This window comes from Cupriavidus sp. 05N39, assembly GCF_056397325.1.
Window position 1 is genome coordinate 64,762 of the sequence record NZ_JBFTNE010000033.1, and the last position, 23,229, is coordinate 87,990.

General features: G+C 60.3%; 23 protein-coding genes and 1 pseudogene. 17 read left to right on the forward strand and 7 right to left on the reverse strand.

Annotation, left to right across the window (positions count from 1 at the left end; genetic code table 11):
• The first annotated feature begins 2 nt into the window (after positions 1-2).
• From AC1DN0_RS17555 to AC1DN0_RS17625, 15 genes are all read left to right on the forward strand, one after another.
• Positions 3-452 (forward strand): hypothetical protein, encoded by a 450-nt coding sequence (locus tag AC1DN0_RS17555; RefSeq protein ID WP_477145876.1) that lies wholly within the window; start codon positions 3-5, stop codon positions 450-452.
• Between the two features lie 168 nt (positions 453-620).
• A complete protein-coding gene (locus AC1DN0_RS17560) occupies positions 621-1,961 on the forward strand; it encodes a metallophosphoesterase family protein (protein WP_477103160.1) in 1,341 nt (446 codons plus the stop codon).
• Positions 1,962-1,984: 23 nt separating this feature from the next.
• Positions 1,985-2,377: a hypothetical protein gene (locus tag AC1DN0_RS17565; protein WP_477103161.1), complete on the forward strand. Its 393-nt coding sequence runs from the start codon at positions 1,985-1,987 to the stop codon at positions 2,375-2,377.
• A 29-nt stretch (positions 2,378-2,406) separates the two neighbouring features.
• A complete protein-coding gene (locus AC1DN0_RS17570; protein WP_477103162.1) occupies positions 2,407-2,649 on the forward strand; it encodes a hypothetical protein in 243 nt (80 codons plus the stop codon).
• A 63-nt stretch (positions 2,650-2,712) separates the two neighbouring features.
• Entirely contained in the window at positions 2,713-2,955 is a 243-nt protein-coding gene (locus AC1DN0_RS17575) for a hypothetical protein (protein WP_477103163.1), read from the forward strand.
• A gap of 100 nt (positions 2,956-3,055) precedes the next feature.
• The gene (locus AC1DN0_RS17580) at positions 3,056-3,496 is read left to right on the forward strand and encodes a hypothetical protein (protein ID WP_477103164.1); all 441 of its coding nucleotides are present in this window, start codon (positions 3,056-3,058) and stop codon (positions 3,494-3,496) included.
• Positions 3,497-3,575: 79 nt separating this feature from the next.
• The gene (locus AC1DN0_RS17585) at positions 3,576-3,806 is read left to right on the forward strand and encodes a hypothetical protein (RefSeq protein WP_477103165.1); all 231 of its coding nucleotides are present in this window, start codon (positions 3,576-3,578) and stop codon (positions 3,804-3,806) included.
• A gap of 380 nt (positions 3,807-4,186) precedes the next feature.
• Positions 4,187-6,601 carry a hypothetical protein gene (locus tag AC1DN0_RS17590; RefSeq protein ID WP_477103166.1) on the forward strand — a complete coding sequence of 805 codons (2,415 nt, stop codon included), beginning with the start codon at positions 4,187-4,189 and terminating at the stop codon, positions 6,599-6,601.
• Between the two features lie 183 nt (positions 6,602-6,784).
• Positions 6,785-7,300 (forward strand): hypothetical protein, encoded by a 516-nt coding sequence (locus tag AC1DN0_RS17595; protein WP_477103167.1) that lies wholly within the window; start codon positions 6,785-6,787, stop codon positions 7,298-7,300.
• A gap of 20 nt (positions 7,301-7,320) precedes the next feature.
• On the forward strand, positions 7,321-8,388 hold the full coding sequence (locus tag AC1DN0_RS17600; protein WP_477143606.1) for a hypothetical protein: 1,068 nt from the start codon (positions 7,321-7,323) through the stop codon (positions 8,386-8,388).
• A 28-nt stretch (positions 8,389-8,416) separates the two neighbouring features.
• Positions 8,417-9,022: a single-stranded DNA-binding protein gene (locus AC1DN0_RS17605; RefSeq protein ID WP_477103169.1), complete on the forward strand. Its 606-nt coding sequence runs from the start codon at positions 8,417-8,419 to the stop codon at positions 9,020-9,022.
• 158 nt (positions 9,023-9,180) lie between these two features.
• Positions 9,181-10,209 (forward strand): DUF7146 domain-containing protein, encoded by a 1,029-nt coding sequence (locus AC1DN0_RS17610; protein WP_477145877.1) that lies wholly within the window; start codon positions 9,181-9,183, stop codon positions 10,207-10,209.
• Between the two features lie 1,657 nt (positions 10,210-11,866).
• A complete protein-coding gene (locus AC1DN0_RS17615) occupies positions 11,867-13,177 on the forward strand; it encodes a RepB family plasmid replication initiator protein (protein ID WP_477145878.1) in 1,311 nt (436 codons plus the stop codon).
• A gap of 214 nt (positions 13,178-13,391) precedes the next feature.
• The gene (locus tag AC1DN0_RS17620) at positions 13,392-13,985 is read left to right on the forward strand and encodes a hypothetical protein (RefSeq protein WP_477103172.1); all 594 of its coding nucleotides are present in this window, start codon (positions 13,392-13,394) and stop codon (positions 13,983-13,985) included.
• 279 nt (positions 13,986-14,264) lie between these two features.
• Positions 14,265-14,450, forward strand: a complete 186-nt coding sequence (locus tag AC1DN0_RS17625) for a hypothetical protein (RefSeq protein WP_477103173.1) — start codon at positions 14,265-14,267, stop codon at positions 14,448-14,450.
• A 117-nt stretch (positions 14,451-14,567) separates the two neighbouring features.
• Here the strand turns inward: AC1DN0_RS17625 and AC1DN0_RS17630 are convergent.
• The 3 genes and pseudogenes from AC1DN0_RS17630 to AC1DN0_RS17640 form a co-directional block, all read right to left on the reverse strand.
• A pseudogene (locus tag AC1DN0_RS17630) lies at positions 14,568-14,695 on the reverse strand (tyrosine-type recombinase/integrase); the annotation flags it as partial.
• A gap of 56 nt (positions 14,696-14,751) precedes the next feature.
• Positions 14,752-15,078 (reverse strand): hypothetical protein, encoded by a 327-nt coding sequence (locus AC1DN0_RS17635; RefSeq protein WP_477103174.1) that lies wholly within the window; start codon positions 15,076-15,078, stop codon positions 14,752-14,754.
• Between the two features lie 58 nt (positions 15,079-15,136).
• Positions 15,137-15,508, reverse strand: coding sequence for a hypothetical protein (locus AC1DN0_RS17640; protein ID WP_477103175.1), 372 nt, complete (start codon positions 15,506-15,508; stop codon positions 15,137-15,139).
• 1,065 nt (positions 15,509-16,573) lie between these two features.
• Here AC1DN0_RS17640 and AC1DN0_RS17645 point away from each other — a divergent pair.
• Positions 16,574-16,879, forward strand: coding sequence for a helix-turn-helix domain-containing protein (locus tag AC1DN0_RS17645; protein WP_477103176.1), 306 nt, complete (start codon positions 16,574-16,576; stop codon positions 16,877-16,879).
• Entirely contained in the window at positions 16,860-17,843 is a 984-nt protein-coding gene (locus AC1DN0_RS17650) for a reverse transcriptase family protein (RefSeq protein WP_477103177.1), read from the forward strand. Before AC1DN0_RS17645 ends, AC1DN0_RS17650 begins: the two co-directional genes overlap by 20 nt.
• Positions 17,844-17,916: 73 nt before the next feature.
• Here the strand turns inward: AC1DN0_RS17650 and AC1DN0_RS17655 are convergent, their stop codons facing one another.
• From AC1DN0_RS17655 to AC1DN0_RS17670, 4 genes are all read right to left on the reverse strand, one after another.
• Positions 17,917-18,858 (reverse strand): tyrosine-type recombinase/integrase, encoded by a 942-nt coding sequence (locus AC1DN0_RS17655; RefSeq protein ID WP_477103178.1) that lies wholly within the window; start codon positions 18,856-18,858, stop codon positions 17,917-17,919.
• Positions 18,855-20,033: a TIGR02391 family protein gene (locus AC1DN0_RS17660; RefSeq protein WP_477103179.1), complete on the reverse strand. Its 1,179-nt coding sequence runs from the start codon at positions 20,031-20,033 to the stop codon at positions 18,855-18,857. Before AC1DN0_RS17660 ends, AC1DN0_RS17655 begins: the two co-directional genes overlap by 4 nt.
• Positions 20,034-20,429: 396 nt before the next feature.
• Complete coding sequence (locus AC1DN0_RS17665; protein ID WP_477103180.1) at positions 20,430-21,485, reverse strand: ParB/RepB/Spo0J family partition protein; 1,056 nt, start codon at positions 21,483-21,485, stop codon at positions 20,430-20,432.
• Positions 21,478-22,176, reverse strand: a complete 699-nt coding sequence (locus AC1DN0_RS17670) for an AAA family ATPase (RefSeq protein ID WP_477103181.1) — start codon at positions 22,174-22,176, stop codon at positions 21,478-21,480. Before AC1DN0_RS17670 ends, AC1DN0_RS17665 begins: the two co-directional genes overlap by 8 nt.
• Positions 22,177-23,229: the final 1,053 nt, after the last annotated feature.

Consider the following 23,229-nt stretch of genomic DNA (forward strand, 5'->3'; position numbering starts at 1 on the left):
ACATGACCGCAATCTTTACGGTGCTGCAAGCGCGCGCGCACGATCGCAATCGGGTCCGCCTGTGCGCGACACTGATCGCCGCCGAGACCGACACAGAGGCCGAGGCCATCTGGCGGCTCTGGGCTGCGAGACTGATCGAGGCAAAGCTCCTGCGGTACGCCTTCATCAATGCCAACGCATGCGATCGCGTCARGCTGTGCAGCGCGTGCGACATCGAGATCCTCGACATCGAGGCCTTCGAACACTGGCGCCGGATCGCGACAACCCCGTATCACGCCGACGGCAAGCACTACCCGGCTGTCTGGCGGGAGATCCACAGCGAGAACCGTTCGGCGCACGAGATCCAGCTCGGCCTGGAGGATGAGACTGCGTTGGCGCAGAGAAAATGTCCCTTCTGCGGCCTCACCGACACTTGCGACGATTGTGAGTCAGCGGGATCGACGACCGCCTGATCGTGGCAACCGTTTCCCCCCACCCTCCCAACGATTCGCGCGTGCCTTCGTACCGCGCCCTCCCCCGACGTTCGGGGGCTTTCTCTTGTGCGTTTTCCCAGCGCGCAACGGAAAGCCGTTCCCTCGCTTTCCAATCGCCGCGAACGCGGCAGGCAAGGAGGAACTCCCATGAAAATCGCTCACATGAGTGATCTGCATTACACCGCAACTCATCTCGCAGAGTCCAACCGCTGCTTTGCGGCGGCGGTTTCCCACGCGATCGAGATCGGCGCGCAAGCGGCGGTCATCACCGGCGACGCGACCGACCACGCGCTCGACGCGCACGAACCGGCCTTCCGGGAACTCGCCAAGCAGATCCAGCGACTGGCCAATCACTGTCCGGTCCTATTGCTGCAAGGCACCTTCTCACACGAGCCCCCGGGCTTGTTGCGCGTCCTGGARCTGGTTGGCGCACGGCATCCCATTGCCGTTGCGGACCGGATCGGCCAAATCGCGCTGGTGCAGGGCCAGTGGCACAGCAACGGGCTGACATGGGACGCGCCCGCCGATCTGGTGGTCACGTGCCTGCCGACCGTCAACAAGGCAGACCTGATCGCCACGGTCGGCGCGGAACATGCCGCGGCCGAGGTTGGCCAGGCGCTCCATCAGCTGCTGGCCCTGTTCGGCACCGTCAATGACCGGCTGTTCGCGCAAGGCGTGCCGACGCTGCTGATCGGCCACGGCACAGTGGATGGTTGTCTGACCGAGCACGGCGTGCCGATGGCAGGCCAGGACCACGAGTTCAATCTGGGCTCGCTGTTCCAGGCCAACACCGATGCGGTCGCACTTGGCCACATCCATAAGCAGCAAGAGTGGCGGCGTGAGTTCGCCGGCAGACGGCAACTGGTTGCCTACGCCGGCTCCATCGGGCGCTTTCACTACGGCGAGGATGGCGACAAGTCCGCCCTGATCTGGGACATCCGTCCCGGGCAAGCCGAGTATGCGGTCTTCGTGACGCCCGCGCGGGTCACGCTGGACTTGCACTTCGACGGTCCTCCGGATCTGGAGGCAATCCGCGAGTTGGGCCAGCGCTGCGCCGGCGCCTTTGTGCGCGTGCGCTATCTGGTCGACGAGGAACACCTCCAGTCGGTGGACCGCGCGGCAATCAAGGCTGCGCTGGGAAGCGCGGCCGAAGTGAAGATCGAGGGCAAGACCCTGGTGGTCGAGCGGCAACGCGCGGCGGGCATCTCCACCGTTGCGAGCCTGGACGGCAAGGTCAAGATGTGGTGCGAGCAAACGCAGTCACCCTTCGAGCCCTTGTGCGACCGGCTTCAGGCACTGTCGGTCGAGGCTCCAGAGGCTATCGCCAGCAGCATCATCCAGCGCATCAAGACGCGGGAAGCCGCGCAAGACACCGCCGACGCGCTTGGCCAGGTGCCGGTACCCGCCGCCGACAACCCGACCGCTCCGGTACCGCCGGCGATCGATTCCGACGTCCCGTCCTGGGTGACGGAAGACCTGTTTGCCTAACGGCACCCACGGCAGGATCGGGCTTGCAAAGCCGGTCCTGCCAGACACCCTCATCGATCACGTCCCCTCAACATAAAGACAACCGCGACACCCGTCTCCATCATGAACCGGCCGCCCTGCCGGACCAACGACTCGTCGAGGTGACCGGCGAATGGCTGCCAGAAGGCACCAGGCTCGAGGCCTACTGGAACGGCGAGTACTGGAACGGCTGGGTCACACCGCTGTTCCCGCTCGCGTCCGTACATCGGATCGTCGATCTGATGCCGGGCATCGACTACAACCAGGCCGAGGATGCGGTTCTGATCCTCAACGGCACGGAGATCGACAAGTCCCACCCCATCTCCATCACGGTGAATGGCGAGGCCGTCGCCGCGTATGTCGTGGGTGACGGCTTCTGCTGGGAGCTGGCGACGTGAGCACCCAGCCGATTCGAACGAGTCCTGCAATGACACAAGAGGAACTCATCGCCGAGAACGCGCGCCTGCGCAAACTGCAGGCGCAGCAGGTGACGGCGCTGGCAGCAGTCTGGAAGTGCTACACGCCGCTACAGATCAGCCATGCGCGCCTTGACAGTGCCGTCTGGTTGGTCGCAGAGGCGCTGGATGATGCCGGCGTTGCCCGATGCCAGCCTGACGGCGACACGGCAGCATCCAACCACCGCCCCCCTGACACACATAGCCATTCCTAACCATCCCTTGCGGGTCCGCACCCGCAAGGGGCGGGCTCCGCGCCACACCGTGGAGATTCCGACATGGATCTGAATGGCATCACCGCCGAAATGATGGAGTCCGCGGCCGACAACCCGGACCTCGACAGCGCGCTGCAACCGCTCCAGGCGGCAGCGGGCATCACCAGCGGCGACACCGCCGGCTTGTTCTTCGGCTTTATGGATAGCGAGAACAGCCAGTGGTTCGAGGCCTCGCCGGCCGAACGCAAGGGCTGGCTCCGGCAATGGCTGGCGCTGGAACAACGCCACGCATTCCCGCAACGGTAGTCACAACCCCAACCCACATCGCCTGCCTCACGGCGGCGCCTCAACCGCAGGCTGCCCTCGTGTCGGCCAGCGCTTTCTATTTGTCTCAGGAGAAGTAAACATGACTCACGATAAACGCCTGTTCGCACGCGCCAACGCAACATTGCTTCGCATGCTCTGTGTCATCTTTTTGCATGTCGGCATCTTTTTCATCTTCGTCGCAGCGCTACTGCACAGACGCGCTGGCTTCCGTCAAAGGGCGGCCACAACTGGGGCCGGCTCGGCAGTCAACGCGGCAGATCACGCTGTGCAAACCGCAGCGCAAATCCATGACGACACTGCGCGTCGGTGGGTTGCGATATCGGCCCAGCTGGTCGACGACGGCAATCTGGAGGCAGCAATCGCGGCCGCGTACGTCGTCGGCCGCTACGGCGCCGAACTGCCACCGGAAGTCGCCGCACACGGATCGCTGAAAGCGGCCTTTGAGCGAGGTATTGCCGACGCCAGACAGGAAGCGACGGGACGCGGGGCAACCCGCGTGCTGACGCCAATGGTCCGGTAAGCAGCCGCCTTTTTACAACCATCCCTTGCGGGTCCGCACCCGCAAGGGGACGGATCTGCGCGGCTAACCCGCAGACCCAATGAAATTACTGCAACACATCAAGCAGGCGCTCCGCGCCCCAACCGTGAAGCAGCTTGAATCGGTTGGTCGCCTGGCGCATACCCTGTCGGCCGCCTGTATCATTGCGGCCACGTCCCTGGCGTTCGGCAGTGAACCGCTCACGACCGGCGGCGTAGTTCGCTACGTCCTACTGTATTTTTGGGGCGTGATATTATTTGTAACAGGTGTCCTTCTAAGCAAGGGAGAATGAGATGCTCGGTATGCTACTTGTCAGTGCTTTTGGCGTGGCATTTTGCACCCTCTGCTGGGTAATGCTGGACGGTGCAGAAAAAGCCAAGGACCGCAGCAAGAACGAGTCTGTTTGATTGCTCTGCAACGCGAAACAGCCACTTCGGTGGCTGTTTCCCTTTCTGGACTCCCAGCAGAAGCATCCCAACTCGTGCTGCATTTCGCCACCGTTTCGAGTTTCCCCGGCACATTGCATTGCGTTTACACTAGGGCTAAGCCGGGCCTACCGGCACTGTATATAGATGTTGCGGATTGATCCATGCGCCCGCCCGGGCCTATCGATCAGTCTCCGTGGTTTCCAATTCGCCGCACCAGCGGCAGGAGTTGAACATGAAACCACGCATGTTAAGCCTCGAAAATTTCATTGGTATCCAGTCCGGCTTAGGCAAGCCCGAGATCACCCTCGATCTGCGTCACCTGGATGCATCCACCACCCTCGTTGCCATCGCTGGCCCCAATGGCGCCGGCAAAACCACCATCATGGACAACCTTCACCCGTTCCGGGTGATGCCCTACCACGCCACCACCCCCACACCCAACGGCTTCTCGTACTGGGATCACGTTGCCGGCGTGCAGGCCGCCAAGATGCTCGAATGGGAGCACGATGGCCAAGTGTTCCGCACCGACCTGGTGTTTCGCCAATCCGGCAAGACGAAAAAGCAGGACGCCTACCTGACCGTCCGCCAGGGAGAGCAATGGGTCCCGGTCAACCTGCCCAACGGCACGGTATCGGACGGCAAGACGGATACCTACGATGCCTGTGTGGAGCATCTGCTCGGCAAGCCCGAAGTGTTCTTCACCGCCCACTTCTCCACGCAATCCCGCACGTCCCTGTCGGCGATGAACGCCGGCGACGTGAAGTCACTCCTCTCGTCGATCCTCGGTCACGACCAGATTCGCGAAGAGGGCGCCAAGGCAAGCGCCGTCGGCAAGCTGCTGAACCAGGAACGCGGGCGCACACAGGAGGATCTGCGCCTCGTGATGGCGGCGGCGTCTCGCGCCAGCGTGCTGGACAGCCAGATCGTCCAAGCCGACACGCAGCTGACTGCGGCAACCGCCAACGTCGATGCGGCGCAGGCGGACGTCACAAAGGCCAGCGCGGCACTGGCGGCCACGCAGGCGCAACTCGACGCGCAGGCCTCGGTCCGCCAGCAACGCGCACAGCTCGAGCAACAGCAACAGGTAGCCGGCCGGGAGGCCGCACAGCAGCAAGCCGGCATCGACGCCGAGGTGGCCGCGCGCAAGCGCGAGCTCCAGGAAGCCCAGACGCAGGCCCAAGGTCAACTCGCCGGCCTTGCCACCGGGGCCAAGCGGCTGCGCAATGACCAGAACACGCGGCAAGCCATCCTGGCTCAGGAGCCAGCCATTCAGCAGGCGGAAGGCGCTACTACGCAAGCCAAGGCGAAGCTCCAGGCGCTTAGTCAGCAACGGGAGGCGCTCAACGGGGCTATTGCCACCCTGGCACAGCGCCGCAAGGAACTGGCCGAGGTGTCGGCAGCGCATCAGAAGACGATCGCGGACGGCTCTGCGAAGAACCAGGCCGTGCAGTACATGACAGTCAATGCCAAGCTGGCCGATGACGTGCCGTGTGCCGGCAGCGCGCTGCAACCCAAGTGCCCGCTGCTTGCCAACGCGATGGCCGCCAAGACCGCCCTGCCGGGCGAGGTCGCCCAGCTAAAGGACATGCGTAAGTCATTCGAGGCCAGCAAGGCTCGCAGCGCTGCCCTCACCACCGCCATCGCGGAGCTGGAAAGCAAGGATGCGGCAGCCCGCCAACTGGATCAGCAAATCCGCGCGCTGAACGATCAACTCCTGCAGTTGAGCCGCGTTGCCAACCAGCGCGACGCGCTGGCCGCCGCCAAGCAGGCCCTGCCGATCGCCACACAACGCCTGCAGGAGATTGCCGCGACCGAGGCGGAACTGAACCAGCGACTGGCCGGCCTGACCCAACGCATCGGGGCAGTCGATCAGGAAGCCGCAGCGAAGCGCAAGGCCACTGACGCGGCCCACGCCGAGAAGCTCGCGAGCCTGGCGCAGTTGCTGTCCACCTTGCCACGCGTGATGGGCAGCGACGCCCTGCAACAGGCGCAGCATGCCGTCACCACGGCCGAGCAGATCCTGGCCAAAGCCAAGCGCACGCAAGCGCAGGCGCAGAGCCAGCTCCATGGCTTGCAGCTGCAATCCGCGGAAGCCACGGCCGTCGCGGCACGCGCTGCCTCGCTACAGTCACTGTGCATTGCGCTGTCGGACGAAGCGGCCTATTGGGCGCTACTGGCGAAATGCCTGTCGAACGACGGCCTGATCGCCCTGTCCATCGATGACGCCGGCCCTGCCATCTCGGCACTTTGCAACCGCCTGCTGGAAGATTGCTACGGTGGTCGCTTCGCGGTGCAGATGGTGACGCAGCGCACGACGCAGACCGGCACCGTGCGGGAGACATTCGAAATTCACGTCACGGATGTCGAGCGCGGCGAGATCAAGCCGCTCGGCAGAATGAGCGGCGGCGAGAAGGTCTGGGTCAACGAGTGCCTGGTACGCGCGCTGGCACTGCACATGGCGTGCAGCACCGGCATGCATTTCCCGACGCTGTTCTCCGACGAGGTGGACGGTCCGCTCGATCCGGAACGCAAACGGCAATTCATCGCCATGAAACGTGCCGTGCTAGCGGCCGGTGGATACGAACGCGAGTTCTTCATCACGCAGACGCCGGAGCTGTCGGCCATGGCGGACGCCATCATCCACATCCAGTCGCTCTAGCAGCGACATTCATCAGGAGGGGCCACAGGCCCCTCCTGTCTTCCACCCGCGGACCGCCTTGGCGGCCGCCCTCTCCTGCCATGGATCCAAGCAGGCTTTCCCGGCGCCGCCCCAACGCGCCGCAGGGAAAGGCTGTGCCTCCGACTTTTTAGCGCCCAGTCATGGGCAAGAACGGAGAACAACATGACAGAGCAATTGCTCGACCTGTTCGGCGAACAGGTTGCAGAAAGACCCGCGAGGGTCCCCAAAGTCGAAGGCACGCAGGCTGACCTGATCTCGGTCGACAGTATGTCGTCCAACGATCTCGCGAAGTTCTGCACCGGCATCGCCACCGCCCTCTGGGGCGGCGTCCGCGACGCCATCGTGGCCTACAGCGCCACCAAAGACATCCGGGCCGCGAAGAAGGATTCCGACTTCTTCGGCATGCCAAACCTCTGGGAAGAAAAGATCCACCTGTTCGATGCCCTTTGCTGGGCCTTCGACTTGTTCGATCACCGCGCCATTACCCCGTTCGACGCCGTGTGCGATGAACTGGACCTCGATGTTCGGCGTATCCGTCGAAGCATGGCCAGGAATCTGCACAGCGAGTTGCGCGAGCTGTTTCGCGTGATCCGGATGGCGCTAGGTGAACCCAAGGCCGCGGATGTGGCCCTCAAGCTCGATGAATACGTCAACCTCGGAAACTGGAGAAACCAATAATGAAAGCAGATCGAATTGGCATGCCCGCACGGCTGCTCTGGATCATCGTGTTCCTGATCTTGCTGCCGTACGCCCTGGTCGCCGGCAAGCAACGCTCGGAGAAGGCCATCGGCTGGATCGGAGACAAGTTTGGTGGCGAACGTGGCGATGAAACGCTGGAGGACGAGGAACTGGAAGATGCAGCGCCTGCGCCAGCTGTTATGGAGTCCCAGGTTCCGGTAGCAGCGGCGCCAGCACCTGTTGTCGCCAAGCCGCCGCGTCGCCCCCGCAGCATGAAGCAGATTGCAGCAGGTATTGCGCCGGAACCGGCCTTCACCGCAACCGAGAGCATCGGCGCACGGTGCGTGCAAGTCAGGAAGATCGCGCGCAAGCGGGTCTTTTTCTACCAGTACGCCAACCACGTGCGCCGGGTCCTGCCCGGTGAAGTGGGCCAGGCCCGCGAGCAACTTGGCATCCTCACCCGAGCAGAGTTCGAGGAAGCCGGTCTGCCCTTCGGCATTCCCAGCGCGGTGACACTCACCGAGCTGATGCTCAAGAGCGAATCCGGCTCAACGCGGAATCAGCCAAAGGCGGCGCTTGCGACGGTTCACCCGTTGCATGGCGTGGACGTCAACGCTGCACTGGCCGATGCGAGCGCAAGGCAAGACGCACCGCCTTGGGAAGCCGCGGGCTACGAGTTGCCAGAGCCGATAGCATCGGCGCCGGAGTCAGAGCCGGCACAACAGTCTGCCAAGCCTCGCCCCCTCAAGGTAACGCCAATCGCGCCGCAAGCCCGGAAGAAGCCGATCAAGATCGGTGTGGGCCGCATTGTCGACATGGGCGTGCGTCAGTTCACGCCGGACGGCCGCAAGCCGTATCAGTCCTTCACGATCACCCTGGAGAAGCACGACGGCAGCCGCAAGGCATTCAGTGGCGAGCACCTCGCGGAGCTGGTCTCGGAGCGCCATGTGCGCGTCGGCGACACCGTGAAGATCAGCATGCTCGGCCGCGTTGCCGTCCAGGTCCCGCATCCCGAACAAGTCGGGAAGTTCATCGATACCCATCGCAACGAGTTCGACCTCCGGCACGTGCGCTCACTCGCGGCGTGATTCAACAGCAGTAAGCAAAGGAAAATCTATGGCATCCATCAACAAGGTCATTCTCGTCGGTAATCTGGGTGCAGATCCGGAAACCCGCTATCTGCCCAGCGGAGACGCCGTCAGCAACATCCGGCTGGCGACGACTGATCGCTACAAGGACAAGACCAGCGGCGAGATGAAGGAGGCCACCGAGTGGCACCGCATCGCGTTCTTCGGCAAGCTCGCCGAGATCGCCAGTCAGTACCTCAAGAAGGGCTCGCAGGTCTACATCGAGGGGCGCATCCGCACCCGGAAATGGACGGACCAGGCAGGCGTGGAAAAGTACAGCACCGAAATCGTGGCCGAGCAGATGCAGATGTTGGGCAGCCGCTCAACGGGCGCGTCGAGCGGTGATGATGAGGGCGACGGCAGTCAAGCCCAGCGTGCGCCGGCACGCGCGTCCAACAACAGCGGCCGGCAGAACGGCGCCGCAGCACCCAGCAGTCGTGGCGCCCGCACGCCGCCCCCATCACCGCCGCCCAGGCAGCAGTCTGGTGGCTATGGCGGTGGTGGCGCGCCGCGTAGCGGCGGCTTCGAGGACATGGATGACGATATTCCGTTCGCGCCTTGTAAGGCACTTGACGGCATTCCGTTCCGGCGCTGACGCGCAGTGCGGCAGGCCCTTCGGGGCCTACCCGCTGCTTCTTCAACCCTCCCCCCTCACGGGGGCTTTCCTGATGCGCGCTGCGCTTCAGAAAAGCCTCTGCACCTCAGCAGTGGTCTCTCCGCTTTTGAATTGCCTTTCCGAGGCAGGAGAACACGATGAGCTTGAACTTTAAAGATATCGACTGGGTGAAGGTGCTCACGCGCGCCCAACTCGACGTGAAATATCTATCGAAGCGCCAAGGACCCTGCCCTCTCTGTGGGGGCAAGACCCGCTTCCGTTTTGACAACAAGGATGACGCCGGCACCTACTATTGCAACCACTGTGGCGCCGGCAATGGCTACACGCTCCTGCGCGCATTCACTGGCATGAGCGATCGCGATGCGCTTGAGTTCCTGAAGGACGATGCATGCTGTCGCCCGGTAGGGAGGCCAGCCGCCCGCAACGACGAGCGCAGCCTCACGGCGAAGGTGGAAGCCRAGGCCAGAAAGAAGCGCGCAAAGCTGAACGCGGCCTGGTCAGGTTCGGTGGCCATCACGGAGACTTCGCCAGTGTGGGCCTACCTCAGCCGGCGGGTGCCCGGCCTGCAACTCGCGTGGCTCTCGCCCGATCTTCGGTATCACCCGGCCATGGCCTACTGGGATACCGACGATGAAGGCAAGCCGGTGAATCGTGGCGACTGGCCGGTCATGCTGGCCAGGGCAAGGCGCGCAGATGGGGCACCGGTCACGCTCCACCGCACTTACCTGAGCAAAGATGGCTACAAGGCGCCATTCGCAGATGTGAAGAAGCAGATGGCAAGTCCCCAGAAGCTCGCCGGCGCACCCATCCGTCTGAATTGTCCGACTACCGGGAGCCGGAAGGTCATCGTCTGCGAAGGTATCGAAACCGGCCTGGCCCTTGTGGCAGCCACTGGCAATCGCATCGAGGTCTGGTGCTTGGTGAATGCCGGGAACCTCGCCGTTGCCGACATCCCGCGGGATCGCTTCGATGAGGTGATCATCTGCGCCGACCGGGATCCGCTCGACCCGAAGCACGGCTGGCGACCAGGTGAACACTATGCCGAGTTGCTGAAGGCCAGACTGGTCACCGGGGGCTTCGGCGTGCGCTTGCACGTGCCGAAGAATGAGGGCGAAGACTATTCCGACCTATGGCTAAGGGCATCGCATCTGCGGGTTGCCGCATAAACCTTGGCGAGACAACGTAAGGGCGCCGGCAGCCAAACCGCCGCGCACTTGCCCAGCAAGGAGCTAGATTTGATGAGATCGATTTCAGCACTGCTAATGCGAGCGACCGATGAGGCACACCGGGCGCTTTGCGAGAGCGAAGAGGCGGCCGCGCATTACGGCGAGTGTTTCAGCCGTTGGGATGCCTGGTGCTGCTGGTGGCGCGGCTTCTTCAGTGTCGCCCGGCAGGCTCACGTACCTTTAAAGTGATGTACGGGCACTTCTCGCCCGGCAAATCTCTCCTAACGACAAGAGTCCCCTGTTGCACATCGCCGACCCGACGGGGTCGGCTTTTTTTTTTGCCGGAACGGTGCCCTCACTGGAGGAGGGTGCATGTCCCGTACACACCCGGCAACGGGAGAGTACGCGCCCGAGATGCGGCGATCGCGGGCCGACTGCCGATAGGCATCCTTTGTTGCTCCCCGAGCTTCCCCATGCGCGTTTCCGAGGGCTGAGCGAATCACCCCAAAACCGCGTCCGAAGTGCCTTATAGGGCATCATCCACTACTTCCCGATACCACCGCGCATCCAGACAGTCACTCACACGACAACGCCGGCGCGTTGCATTCCACCTAAGTTCATCCCAAAACAGGGTACCTTTCGCTGCGGCCAAAGGTACCCGTCTATGGTAAGGCGGCAGTGCTCAAAGGACTGAAATTCCCATAGCCGGGTACCTTTCCACCATGGCGACCGCCAGCCCTCATGTAATTTCGCCTGTTTCAGCAACAGTGGTCACATACTTACGTTGGGGGAGTGCCGAGTCACAATCCCATAGGCCGGCACCTAAACCTGCTTGAACTAATTTGTGGACGGCCTTCCCCGCGATGACTTGTGGGGCATAAGCAATCCCGCGAAGCCTTGTCTACGCTAGGTTTGCGGACGTTTGGCGCTCATGGAACACGACTTACCATCCCCGGAGCAATTAGTCCCATAGGTGGGTACCTATCGGCGCCTGGGTCCCCAAAAGGAAGTCGATACTCACCCCAAAACCGATCCCATAGCCGGCTACCTACGAGTTCTCCCATAGGCGGGTACCTCAGGAGCCTTCAGGGCGCCCCCATAAACGGGTACCTTTTGCCAAATTTCAGGCCGGCGAGCAGCTCCCATAAACGGGGACCTGTCTCCCATATCCACATACCTTTCTTCCCATTGGAAGGTACCGTCAGTCCCATATCCACATACCTCAGCTCCCATTTCTGGGTACCTTCACCCCATAGCAGGGTACCTATCGGGCTGGAAACCCTTTGTTTATGCGGCTCTCCAGGCTCTAAAGGTTTACTAAAGTAATAAAGTGTTAAGTAAACACGTAAACGGCAGGTGTCTTCTGAAAAGCCTCTCAAACACGGGCATAGGTACCGGTCTATGGGATGGTTCAGCCTCAACCAGGACTGCTATAGCCTCCCGCTCCTGCCCTAACCAACTACGTATACTGGCTCGGTCCGATGACTGAGAGAATCTGCCGGACAGTACAGGTGAAACTGCCCCACGATTGACCACAAACACGGCGCAGGATCGCAGCGGTCCTTAAGGTGTACTTCGACGTTGATATTGAAGGTACCAAGGTGTAATATGATCGCGGCGCCTTTACACCTATGGCGGACTTTTCGGTACCACATCGATGGCCAGACAGAATCGCACACCGCCTACGGACACTCAAATCGCCCTCTTCCAGACCGTAGAGTCCCCTGAGCCATTCCGAAAAGCTGTTCAAGCAATCCACATCGCCCCGCGGTCCGGCATCATCTCGCTCCAGCAGCGCAAGATGTTCAATTCGCTAATCAAGAATGCGATCAGCCAAAACGAAGAGAATGAGGGTCGGACGCTCTTCGAAATGACAGCCGGCAGCCTTTCAAATGATATCGGACTTAATAGCAACAACAGCCAGTACGTCAAGGACACGCTGAATTCGCTTATCAGCACTGTAGTGAACTGGGACTTTCTTACGCCGGACAAACGAAACATATGGAAGTCATCCGGTTTGCTCGCCGGAGCAGAAATCGAAGGTCCTAAGCTTCGTTATTCCTTCTCGGATCAGATACGGACAGAGCTTCTGAATCCAGAAATATATGCGCTTATTGATATGCGCATAACGAGACAGTTCCGCCGCGCCCACTCCTTGGCGCTCTGGGAAAACACGGTGCGCTATGAAGCCATCGGAATTACCGCAAAGTTCCCATTGCAGACCTTTCGGGAACTGATCCTAGGCCTCGACAATGGAACACAATCCTATGCGGAATACAAAGCCTTCAAGAGTAAGGTGATCGTCCCTTGCGTCCGAGAAGTGAATGAAATTTCGGATCATCTGTTAGAACTCGTTGAACACAAGAACGGCCGATCAGTTGTCGCTATTCAATTCAAGGTAAACCGTAAGGCTGAGGCTAAACCGGACGTCAACGAAAAAGAGATTGCTCTTTTAGACGAAGTGGCAAAACTTCAGGTGCCGCGCTCAGAGGYTGCTAAGCTGATTGCTGAGTATGGCGAAGACCGTGTGAATTCCGCCATCGAATATACTCGCGCTAGGAAAGCGAAGAAAAACGCCCCTTCGCTAGACAATGAAGCGGCGTATTTCAGGAAGGCATTGCAGTCAGGTTGGCAGGCACCGACTACTAAGACTGCCGATCCCGCAAAGCCACAGCCTCGCAAGAAGGTCACAACCAGTGACGTGCGAGCGCGGTACATTGCTTCCGAGATCCCTCGAGCCAGGGAGTACTTCAACGAGCTTTCTATTGATGACCAGGCTGTTCTCATCGATCGTTACAATGGAACGGTCGATACCAAAAATCTTAAGATTATCGCCGGGAAGCGCTCGACAAAGCTCGCTGAGACAAGCTTTTTCAGTTGGCTTGTAATTGATACCTGGGGCGATCCTTCCGCAGAGGATCTCTTGAGCTTTGTTGTGAATGGCGGTGCAGCGATYGACGCAGCCTAAGCTGCAGTTACCGCCCTACCCCACGGATGGCGAGCGACAGCGCGTACACTAACCATCGAAGCACTGCAGATCCCTGCGGAAATAGTTGAATTGCAGCTTTCCCATGAAGTTCGCGACAGCTTGGGCCGCGCCTACAATCGCACACAGTGGCTCGATTAACGCCGCGACCTCATGCAGCGCTGGGCGGACTATTTGGACGAACTGAGACAGAATAATGAACGTTGGAAATAGTTTTCCCGATCAAGACTTGCTGGAGTCCTGCAAATACCTGGCGAAGCAAGTTCTCTGGAAAAACGGTGGTAACTCCAGTGACGTCGTCGAAATGCTCGCGAGCCGATTCTATGCGATTGCCGAGGGCCATCAGGATTTCGTCCGAACCCAGCGCGAAAGCGACGATGTGATCGCTCATGCAGTACGCTATATCGCCGATGTTCACGCCATGCCAGCTTATGGAACGGACCTTGATTGGTTCACGCATACGCTAGGCGTACTAATCGAGCTCGCAGTGCCAAATACGCTGCTAAACGAATCGGCTGGCAATCTGCTGAAGGATCTTCAACAAGGGATTGCGCAATCGGCGGGATCGCTTCCAACATCTCGCGAATCCGTGCGCATAGATGATGACGATGCGAAGAGGCTTAAGTTCTTCGAGGATGCTGGCTGCGAATATGGTGCTGTCTCGGACCTACTCGACACCGTCGAGAAGCTTTACTATGGCGACCCCCTCAGCGAAGAAGACGAGCGCACGGTGAGAATCGCAGCGCTTGCGGCACCTCTGACCAGGAATGCCAGAGAGGACAACAAATAGGCCTTTCCGCCAAAATTGGTAACGATAAGGCGGCCCAGTTCAGCGGCGGCTCGCTGGCTTGGACGGCCCAAGAGGGGTCAAACGTCCTAACGCCCCAGCTGCGCGGTGATGGCACTGGGGCGTTCCATTTCTTGCGCACGGCATGCGACTTCCAGCCCGCGCCAGCTACTACTTCGCGGAAGTCTGCGCCCTTTCGGGCCGGGGCAAAGTTCGAACCCCTATCCGGACCATTACAGCCCGTGTCACGACTGGTGACCTGGGCCCCGGGGCAAGGGATTCTTGCAATTTGATTGCAGTAAGGGCCCTTGGTATATCCGGCCAGATCATCTGCGCAAGGTGTACCGGCTGGTGGGTGAGCCGCTCGGCAGCCTGGCGGCGCAGCTCGACGCCCTGGAGGCGTTGGAGCGCGTAGCGGACGCACAGGCCGCGCCCGTCGGCGAGCCGGTGTACGAGTTCCGGCAGTAAGCCAGGACCCAAGACCACAAAACGCCGCCCTTGGGTGGCTTTTTTTCCCCTCATCTCCATGCCGATAACTGGTGTTATCGGCATGGAGCTTTAGGCCACCCGCCCGTCGCATCATGGCTACAGGCGGATCCTCTCGACCTCGTCCAGGGTGATGTTGTCGGGCGCCGGTCATAGAGCTGGGTGGTGCGGGTCGACGCGTGATTGGCCATCGCGGCGGCGTTCTCCAGTGTGCCGCCATTTCGCACCCGCCTGCGTCCCAGGCGAGATCATTTCGTCCTCCGTGGTGTGGCCAAGGTCAGTTTCAATCTCGGTTGAGACGACGGTAGGCCCAAGCGCCACGAGCTAGGTGAAACAGGAGCATGCCAATCGATGCAATCGGGGCGAGGAGTATCCCCGTTAGGAAGTAGGCACGGATCGTCGCGAAAGGAAGCATGTAGCCAGTGGCCTCGGGCCCATCTCGCTCGACCGACAAGGCTAGGACGAAGAGGATGAGAGAGACGACCGAATAGAAGGCGATCAAGCGCGCCGATCGCTTCAGCGTCACGAGCTCGTCCGGATCCAAGTCTCGTGGAGTCGTGTTCTCCCACCAGTTGCCAATGGCGATGACTACGTCGAGGAGTTTTTCCATGTTTTTTTCTCTGGCGTGTCAAAGACATTCTGGACGGTCCCATTGAGCATGGCCATTGTCAAATCTTCCCCTCGGTTCGGCACCAGCCGTGGGCGCTCTTGTTTTCATCCAGCCATTCCCACACGCCTTCCGCGTCAAGAATGCCCTTCGCTTTTTGAACGGCTTCAATCATCGCAGCCTCAAGGAATCGCCGCTTGCTGATGCCCAGCAGGCCGACGATGCCGTCGATTTCTTCGGCCAATTCCGTTGCGACCTTCGCGCAAACGTTCTTGATCTGGCCCGAAGTCTCGACCTGATCGGTCAGCCCGAGATGGTCCGCCAGGTCGGCATTCCCACTACCAGAGATCAGGTGCAGGGCTTTTTCCGTTACGAGTGCATCCAGCGGTGAGCGCATTTTCCATTCATCCTTTGTTTGGAATATAAATTGCATGATATGGATAGTATCTTAGCCAACATGGAACGACAATGGGCGGGGTTTCTGGGCGAAAAGTGCGTTTGTGGCGAGCAAGCGACAAAAGCCACGCGACGCGGCATAGCGCGCGCCTCCAGCGTCTTGCGCCAGGCCAGCACGTGCGCACGCGTGACGATGCGGAAGTCCTCGGCCCGGGCGATGCCTGCAAAGCCCATGAAATCGCGCAAGTCGGCCTGGTAGGCGCTCGGGTGGCCATACAGGGGGGCGCGCAGCAGCCTGGTCCAGTAGCGGGCGTTTTCATACGCTTTCAGGTGATACCCGCCGGGCGCTTCTCCAGAACCTCGATGATGTCCAACTGCCGTAACTGGCGCAGGCCTGCCACCACCACCATCGGTCGCGACAGTCCGGTGAGCGCCTCCAGGTCGTTCAGCGTCAGACGCGCGCACGTAAAGGGCGATATAGAGCTTGAGCGCCGCAGTCGCTTGACGGGTGGGCAGCTTGCGGATGGCCTGATGGGTCTCGGGTTCCGTCTGCCAACTACACGGCATCTTGGCCGAACCCATCGCAGAGGGCATGCATTCGCTGAGTGCGAATAAATTTCGCTGCCAGCGAAATTTGTCCTATACTGGAATCTGGTTGGAATTGAAGACAAAGCCAGCGCATTACCCGGACCTGCTGTTCTGGGTCTGCGGAGAGGCAACTCTCCAAACATTGCCCCGGACACGCGTTCTGGGCGCCCCCGCCCGCCGCCTGGTGCGGCGGGCGGAAACGGATAGGCAGGGGAAAAGTCGTCCCTCTTCGCTTCTCGTTACGTACTGGTMCCGAAGCAATTTTGCCAAGGGGTAACGAGGAATCACCATGGTTAAAAAGACCATACCCAACCAGGGACGACAGTCAGCCGGAAAGTCTTCGCGGCATAACTTGGGCAAGCTTAGGCGAGTCCTGATGAGTCGCAAGACCCTGTCACTGCTGATGGGATGGCTGCGCTTCGCAGTTACGGTAGCGCGGCTGTTCGATCGTTGGTGACGGGGTGACGGCCGACACCCCTGCCTAGTCCTAGTTGTTTTGAATGGAGGCGATCAAATGCTACATAAGGCTCTACGCCACCTTCGCCGATACCACCAGATGACCCAAGAGGACTTAGCAAGGCGTCTGGAAATTTCCAACAACTATCTGTCGGAGATTGAATCGGGTAAGAAGGCCCACGCAATTACCATTGACTTGCTCAATCGCTACGCCGCCATCTTCGACGTACCGGTCTCAAGCCTGATGCTGTTCTCTGAACAATTGGATTCAGGCCGACGCAGCGAGAAGATCCGCGTTGCGATGGCAGCGAAGATCTTGAAAGTCCTCGACTGGGTAGCCGCCGATGAAGAAACAGTCGCATAGGCGTGAGAAGACGGTCGGGCGTGCACGGTTGCGGAAGAACAAGTCGGCACGCTACCCTATCGAGCGATCGCCGCTCTGGCGGTTGTCGAGCATTCACAAATTAGCGGCCTTGATCGGCGTCCCGGTTGAGGATCTTGAAGCGACCTGCACGGCCCCAACGTACAATCGGTTCGACGATCAAGCGAAACCTGGCAAAGAGCCTAGGCACATTCAAGAGCCGACAGAAGCCACGCTACGGATTCACTATCGCATCGTTAGGCATCTGGACAGCATTCAACGGCCAGATTTCCTGCACTCAGCGACCAAGAGGCGCTCGCACGTCACAAACGCCCGCGCTCACGTTGGCAGCGGCGGTGCAGTGGTTGCAATGGACATTCGAAAGTTCTTCGAAAGCACGACTTACCAGCACGTCAAGGCGTTCTTCCACAAGGACTTGGGATGTTCTCATGACGTTGCACGGTTGCTGGCAACGGTTTGCACTGCGGACGGCCACCTACCCACCGGCAGTTGCATCAGCCCGTTGCTCTCTTACTTCACTCATCGCCAGTTATTCGCGGAGATCGAGAAGCTTTGCTCGGCAAAAGGCGTGACGATGACGCTGTACGTTGATGACCTGACTCTGTCTGGTATGCGCGCGACAAAGACCATGCTCTTCCAAGTCAAAGCTCTGGTCAGCCGTCAAGGCCTTCGGACCCAACCGACGAAAGACGCTGTCGTGCCGCCAGGAAAGGCCGCAATCATCACTGGCGCAGTTCGGAATGGTGACCAGCTTCGTTTGCGGAACAAACATCATAATTCCATCGTGGCGATTCAAGATTCGATCGCAGTCGGCCAAGACTCCTCGCTTAACGAACTGAGTGGTCGTGTCGCTGCGGCTCGGGCCGTCGAACCAGGAGCAGCGACTCGTCTTGAAACTCGTCTGGATCAGATCGTGAGCCGCAGACTGAAGAGCAACGGCGCTTGACGGAAACATAGGCGAGCCCTAGCGCCGGTCACAGACGGGCGCTAGGGCGCTTGCTGGACTAAGCCCCGCATGGCTACAGACGGATCCGCTCGACCTCGTCCAGGCTAATGTCGTCACGGCGCCGGTCATAGAGCTGGGTGGTGCGGGTCGACGCGTGGTTCGCCATCGCGGCGGCGTTCTCGAGCGTGCCGCCGTTTTTCAGATAGGTGGTGATCCCGGTGGCGCGGAATGTGTGGTTGCCGATCCGGGTGGCAATGCCGGCTGCAAGCGCTCGGCGCCGCATCATCGCATGGGCGTTGGCCTGCGGCAGCGGGGTCGCGCTGAGCTGGCCGGTGCCGCGCCGGAGGGTGCGAAACAGCGGCCCCTTCCCGTCCGCGCCGAGGCCGGTGCCGTCCAGGTACGCGTGCAGGTACGCCTCGAGCGTGTGGTGGCACGGCATCTCATGACGCTTGCCGCCTTTCTCGCGCAGGCGCACCCACAGCCGCCGGTGCTGGACGTAGACGTCCTCGACCCGCATCGCCAGCGCCGCGCCAAACCGCGCGAACGAGAACACCATCAACCCGATCAACGCGCGGTCCCGCAACCCGGCCGGCGTGCTCACGTCGATGGCATCGAGTAGCTGCCGCGCCTCGGCCGCCTCGAGCACCGGCGTCTTGCCCTGCCGTGCGCTGTGGCTGGGCCCGCGCACCGACGCGGCCGGATTGACCGGCACCACCTGGCCGGTGACCAGCCAGTCGAACAGGTGGCGGATCGCCGCGAGCCGCCGCTTGACGGTCGGCGCCGACAGCGTCTGCGTCTGCAGTTCGATCCAGCCCGCGACGTGCAGCGGCTGACCGGCCGTGATCGATGGTACGCCCGCGCTGGCACACCACGTCAGGAATTCGCCCGCCGCGCGCGCATAGGCGCGGCGCGTATGCGGGTTGCGGGTCGCCGACGCGAAGAATTCGAGAATGCGTACGCCGGCGCGCTCGCCGGCTGCGATGGTGATGCCATTGGGCGTGACGAGCTGGTTCATGAAGCCGCCTTGATCGCTTCAACGCGCGCATCGACGACATGCAGCAGGTGGCTCGCGAGCAGGATGATCTCGATGGCCTCACGCGGACTCTCGATCGGCTCGTGCCGGTGCGAGTGCGGATTCTTGTATGACCCGATTGCGCCGGCGAACAGGTCACGCATGGCTTCGCGTTCGGCGACGTCAACGGTATAGTCCGTGAGTGGCCCGCTCTCCGGATTGAAGGCCTTCTTCATCATCGGCATGCCGTGCGCGGAGTCGCCGTAGCTTGCGGCCTTTCGCACAGCAATCTCTACCTCCCGCATTGCCTCGAACGCTGCGGTCTCGTAGGCGCCGCGCATGAACGACAGCCAGACCGTCGTGGCGATCGCCGGGTGCAGCAGTTCCTTCGGCAGCAGCCGGGCAGTCTGGTAGTCGGTGAACGCCGCTTCGTTCTCGAAGCGTTGCGCACGCCGGCTCAGATGCCGGAAACCATTGTTCCCGTTCATGCCCTCGGCGGGAACTAGCAGCCCCTGCGCTTCGAGCCACGCAAACGCCTCGGCCAGCGCAAGGTCGACTTCATCCAGCCGGTGGCGCGGATACTGGGTATGACCAGTCATGCCCAGCTCCATCCGCAGGTTGCCCAGGTTGAACATGGCCTCCTGCCGTTTTCGCAGCAGGAAAAGTACCTTGGCGGCCAGCTCCTCCGGCTCGAGCGCGAGCAGCACGTCGACATCGGGGATGGCGGTCGGCAGTTCAATCATGGGTCTCTCCGGCTTGGTCTGATATGTGATAACGGAGATTATCAGAGATAGAAACCGCGAATTTACTGTGCCGGGCTGTGGTGTGTTTGGGGTAATGGCCTCCGATGGCGGCGGGTCCACGAGGAAATCGCGCAGTTTCAGCTTGTCGTTATCAGAAGGCTTCAGGGCTAGCGTCTCTCGTTCGAGGGAACGCGTGCGGGCCATCTCGCAACGGAGCTGGTTACTCAGTTGGCCGAGCACGCCGCCCCCCGTGCCAATATGACGTGCGTCACCTATCCCTGATAGCGTTCCGCCGAGCAGATGGGGGTGGCGCTGGAAGCGGCACTGAGCTACGAACTCCATACAGGTAATGAACTGGCCAGCCTGACCCGGCGCGACGCTGACGTCGCGGTGCGGTCGATCAAGCGCCCGCACCCGCACCCGATGAGCAAGCACATCGGGCCGATCCGCGTCGCGCTGTACGCGGCCAGGAGAGGCAGAGCGGCCAAATTCGCCGATGTCGAGGCCGGGAAGCCTGACTGGATCGCACCCGACGATGCGCTACCCGAACACCCTTCGGTGGTTTGGCGTAAGCTGCTACCTTCTCAAGGTGGACCCGCGCTACGGCGTCAACAGCATTCTGTATCGTCAATGTGCACTTTGATGCTGCCCATGCGTACCCCTGCCCCGCCTCGGCAGATGCTCGGCGTTGCCCCTTCCAATTGCGCCATCCAACGTGGATTAGGGCAACTCGCATCAACGCGCCGGACATAAGCGTGCTGCGTGTTCACCTGTCGTTCACATGCCCTACAGGTTGCAATCCGGCGGGAGTCCACTGACGCCACTCTCAGCCTAGACTGAAGTAGAAGCCGATGGCTTTGCGTTGGTGAAGGACTCGACGATTTCCTTTAGCTTATCGGCAAGCGCCTCCTGTTGGGTGGCAGGAATCTCTACGAGTTCAAGATTGATTCGCCCATCAGGAAACGTTTTCAATTGACCAAAAGATTGGCCGTCGGTTTTGAAGTCATATCGTTGGTGATAGCGGGCTCGCTCCTTCTTGCCGGATGAGCTTGGCGTCGTAAGATCCCTCACGGCGAGCTCGAGTTGTCTTACGGTTCGCTTACCATCAATTACGGCAGATAGATTTCGCGTCGCTTGTTCTTCGCCAGCTTTGTCAAAAATCAGTTTGATGAAATAGGCGGCCTGGAGCCCTACCCTATCTGCAAACTCCGCCATGCGCTCAAGTATCGGCCGCGGCAATGCGTTCAGCGACAGTACCTTGCTGACATACGCCTTATCCCGACCGACTCTCTCCGCTAGCGCGTTTTGTTCCACGAAGACCTTTTCCTCGAGCACGCGCCGCCAAGCAATTGCATCATCAAAGATGGTTTGGCGCTCGTGGTCATTGTTCGCTCGATAGGCGATTGAATAGAGTTCGGTAGGCGTTGTGTCTGATCGCAACTCAGCATCAATGAACTTCTCTCCCAAAGAGCGCTTTGCTCGAAGACGTCGTTCCCCGTCGATTAGAACGTACTTGCCCGGGTATTGCGGCAATTGGGTGACCTTGATCGCCTCAATCTGTCCATCACGCTGCAGTGTCAGGGCAAGTTCTTGGACCTTGGATTCAGGATAGAACTCACGCGGGTTGTATGGATTCGAGATGCAATCTGCAATGAGGATAGGAAAGCGATTGCCATTGGCTGTCGCCGGGGACACGGGGATCGCAATGGCGGCTATTGGCTCGGCTGCTGCGGAAGGTCGCGGGCTTAGAGGCGTTTGCGCTTTCTCCTCTGGTTGAGCGCGCTGGTCCAAGGCGGCCCGTTCGTTGTTCAAGCCCTTCAGGAGGCCAGCAGCGAGCGACAGGTTGCCAGCGGGCTTCGCCTTCTTTTGATTATTTTCCTTATTCATTTACAACCTTTTTTTCGCGAGATTGAGCGATGTACTGCGAGAGTTCTAAGGCGAGGCCTTCAATCTCTGCCCTAGCCTCCTTGACGCCGCGCATATAGCGCTTGCACTCGTGAGCTGTGGTGCCAAGTGCGAAGATCTGTCGATAGATCTCCCGTTGCGCGATCTGGCTGGCTAGAAGGTAAGTTCCTACGTCCTGATCGCGGAGAAGGGTCATGATCTCCTCTCGCATTCGAGTTTTGCCGTTGATGTTGTTGAGCATCAATGCGGAAGCCAACTCTGGATTCACTCGACGCTGGACGTTTGCTACTTCACGAATCATGGCCATGGTGCTGAAAAGGTCCGCTGGCGAGGGCCCCATGGGGATCAGACAGAAATCAGCAACCTTGAGTACTTCTGGCGTCCTCGGGTCTTCCAGATTGCCCGGGCAGTCCACCAGGATGAGATCATATTTGCTCTGGAGCTTCCTGATCTCGTTACCTATTTTCTCACCAGCGGGAGCTAGGCTCGTGACCGAAACTTGGAGGGGCTCCGCGCCGCTCGTAGCCCACCGCAGTGACGTGTTCTGTGGGTCCGCATCCACTAGTGCCACTTCGCTGCCACCAGCCTGAAAAGCCGAGGCCAAGTTTAGGCTAAGCGTCGTCTTCCCGACGCCGCCCTTTTGGTTCGCAACTGCTATTGTGAATGCGGGCATACTTGCTCCTGGAATATTCTCGGAATTTTATGCGTCACATTTTTTAGAGGCAAGTAGTGTTACAGATGGGGTGTGGTTGTCACGTAACAACTTCCTGACGCTCATCCATCGACTTGGTCACGCCCGCCTGGGCGGGCCGGCTTTGGGCAGTTGTCACGTAACAACCGGCCCTGGGCGGTGGACTCCACATCGATCCGATTTGCAACAATCTCTGAGTCGGCGATCCGTACCAATTTGGTGCTTTCACGAACATTGCTCGGGCCGACAGCCTTGCGTACAGCGTTAGCTATCCAACCGCCACTGGGAGCCCACTCAGGACGACGCCATGCGTTTCCGGATAATAACTACGAACTGGGCGTTTAGTTATCCAGGCCCTATTGGTTTGCATCTGTTTGCGCATCAAGCCGTCGATTTGAATGGACGTTCTCGTTCTGAATTGTTCTTGCCGTTGCTTCGTATCGATTCGGAGATGCGCACGAGCCCTGAGAGCCCTGTGCGTGTTGACGGTTGTTACGTGACAACCGTGGACCTTTGGACTTCCGGTGAATCCCCCTAGCACCAGTTCACAAGTCCAGCAAGCAAGGGCGGCGACCAAGCATTTTCCGAATCTCGGGGGCTATGGGCTAGATTATGACGTTCCTCCCATGTGAAGAGTCGGAGCCCAGGGACGCCTACCTTTAAAGCATCGTGCTAGCAGTCCAAGAATGCAGATTTTGTGATCGGGCGGACCGCTCATGTCCTTGCAACGAATTCCTCAAGACAGTCGCTGCTCGCCATGTGGCAAGTAGTAAGTCAGCCGGTACTCAGGCTAGCGCCAACATGCCCAAGCGCCGCTGCTCCATGGGAGGTGATGGAACCGCGAATGTAGCTCCCCCATATCCGTCTGCGGCCAACCTGAAGGGCGTTGGCAGAACGGCCTACACGACGTGGGCCCATCCAACGCCTCGGCCTAGCAGACGGCTGCCGCAGCAAGCCGGTAGTGGTTGCATAACACGTGAGCGATAGCGCACTTTCAACGCGTCCCGCCGCCACGGACCTAGCGCCGATCAGAGA

Excerpts from the sequence above, each read along its gene's own strand:
- AC1DN0_RS17570 (WP_477103162.1), top strand. The coding sequence starts at position 2,407 with ATGACACAAGAGGAACTCATCGCCGAGAACGCGCGCCTGCGCAAACTG.
- AC1DN0_RS17575 (WP_477103163.1), top strand. The coding sequence starts at position 2,713 with ATGGATCTGAATGGCATCACCGCCGAAATGATGGAGTCCGCGGCCGAC.
- AC1DN0_RS17580 (WP_477103164.1), top strand. The coding sequence starts at position 3,056 with ATGACTCACGATAAACGCCTGTTCGCACGCGCCAACGCAACATTGCTT.
- AC1DN0_RS17585 (WP_477103165.1), top strand. The coding sequence starts at position 3,576 with ATGAAATTACTGCAACACATCAAGCAGGCGCTCCGCGCCCCAACCGTG.
- AC1DN0_RS17590 (WP_477103166.1), top strand. The coding sequence starts at position 4,187 with ATGTTAAGCCTCGAAAATTTCATTGGTATCCAGTCCGGCTTAGGCAAG.
- AC1DN0_RS17595 (WP_477103167.1), top strand. The coding sequence starts at position 6,785 with ATGACAGAGCAATTGCTCGACCTGTTCGGCGAACAGGTTGCAGAAAGA.
- AC1DN0_RS17600 (WP_477143606.1), top strand. The coding sequence starts at position 7,321 with ATGCCCGCACGGCTGCTCTGGATCATCGTGTTCCTGATCTTGCTGCCG.
- AC1DN0_RS17605 (WP_477103169.1), top strand. The coding sequence starts at position 8,417 with ATGGCATCCATCAACAAGGTCATTCTCGTCGGTAATCTGGGTGCAGAT.
- AC1DN0_RS17620 (WP_477103172.1), top strand. The coding sequence starts at position 13,392 with ATGAACGTTGGAAATAGTTTTCCCGATCAAGACTTGCTGGAGTCCTGC.
- AC1DN0_RS17635 (WP_477103174.1), bottom strand. The coding sequence starts at position 15,078 with ATGGAAAAACTCCTCGACGTAGTCATCGCCATTGGCAACTGGTGGGAG.
- AC1DN0_RS17640 (WP_477103175.1), bottom strand. The coding sequence starts at position 15,508 with ATGCAATTTATATTCCAAACAAAGGATGAATGGAAAATGCGCTCACCG.
- AC1DN0_RS17645 (WP_477103176.1), top strand. The coding sequence starts at position 16,574 with ATGCTACATAAGGCTCTACGCCACCTTCGCCGATACCACCAGATGACC.
- AC1DN0_RS17650 (WP_477103177.1), top strand. The coding sequence starts at position 16,860 with ATGAAGAAACAGTCGCATAGGCGTGAGAAGACGGTCGGGCGTGCACGG.
- AC1DN0_RS17655 (WP_477103178.1), bottom strand. The coding sequence starts at position 18,858 with ATGAACCAGCTCGTCACGCCCAATGGCATCACCATCGCAGCCGGCGAG.
- AC1DN0_RS17665 (WP_477103180.1), bottom strand. The coding sequence starts at position 21,485 with ATGAATAAGGAAAATAATCAAAAGAAGGCGAAGCCCGCTGGCAACCTG.
- AC1DN0_RS17670 (WP_477103181.1), bottom strand. The coding sequence starts at position 22,176 with ATGCCCGCATTCACAATAGCAGTTGCGAACCAAAAGGGCGGCGTCGGG.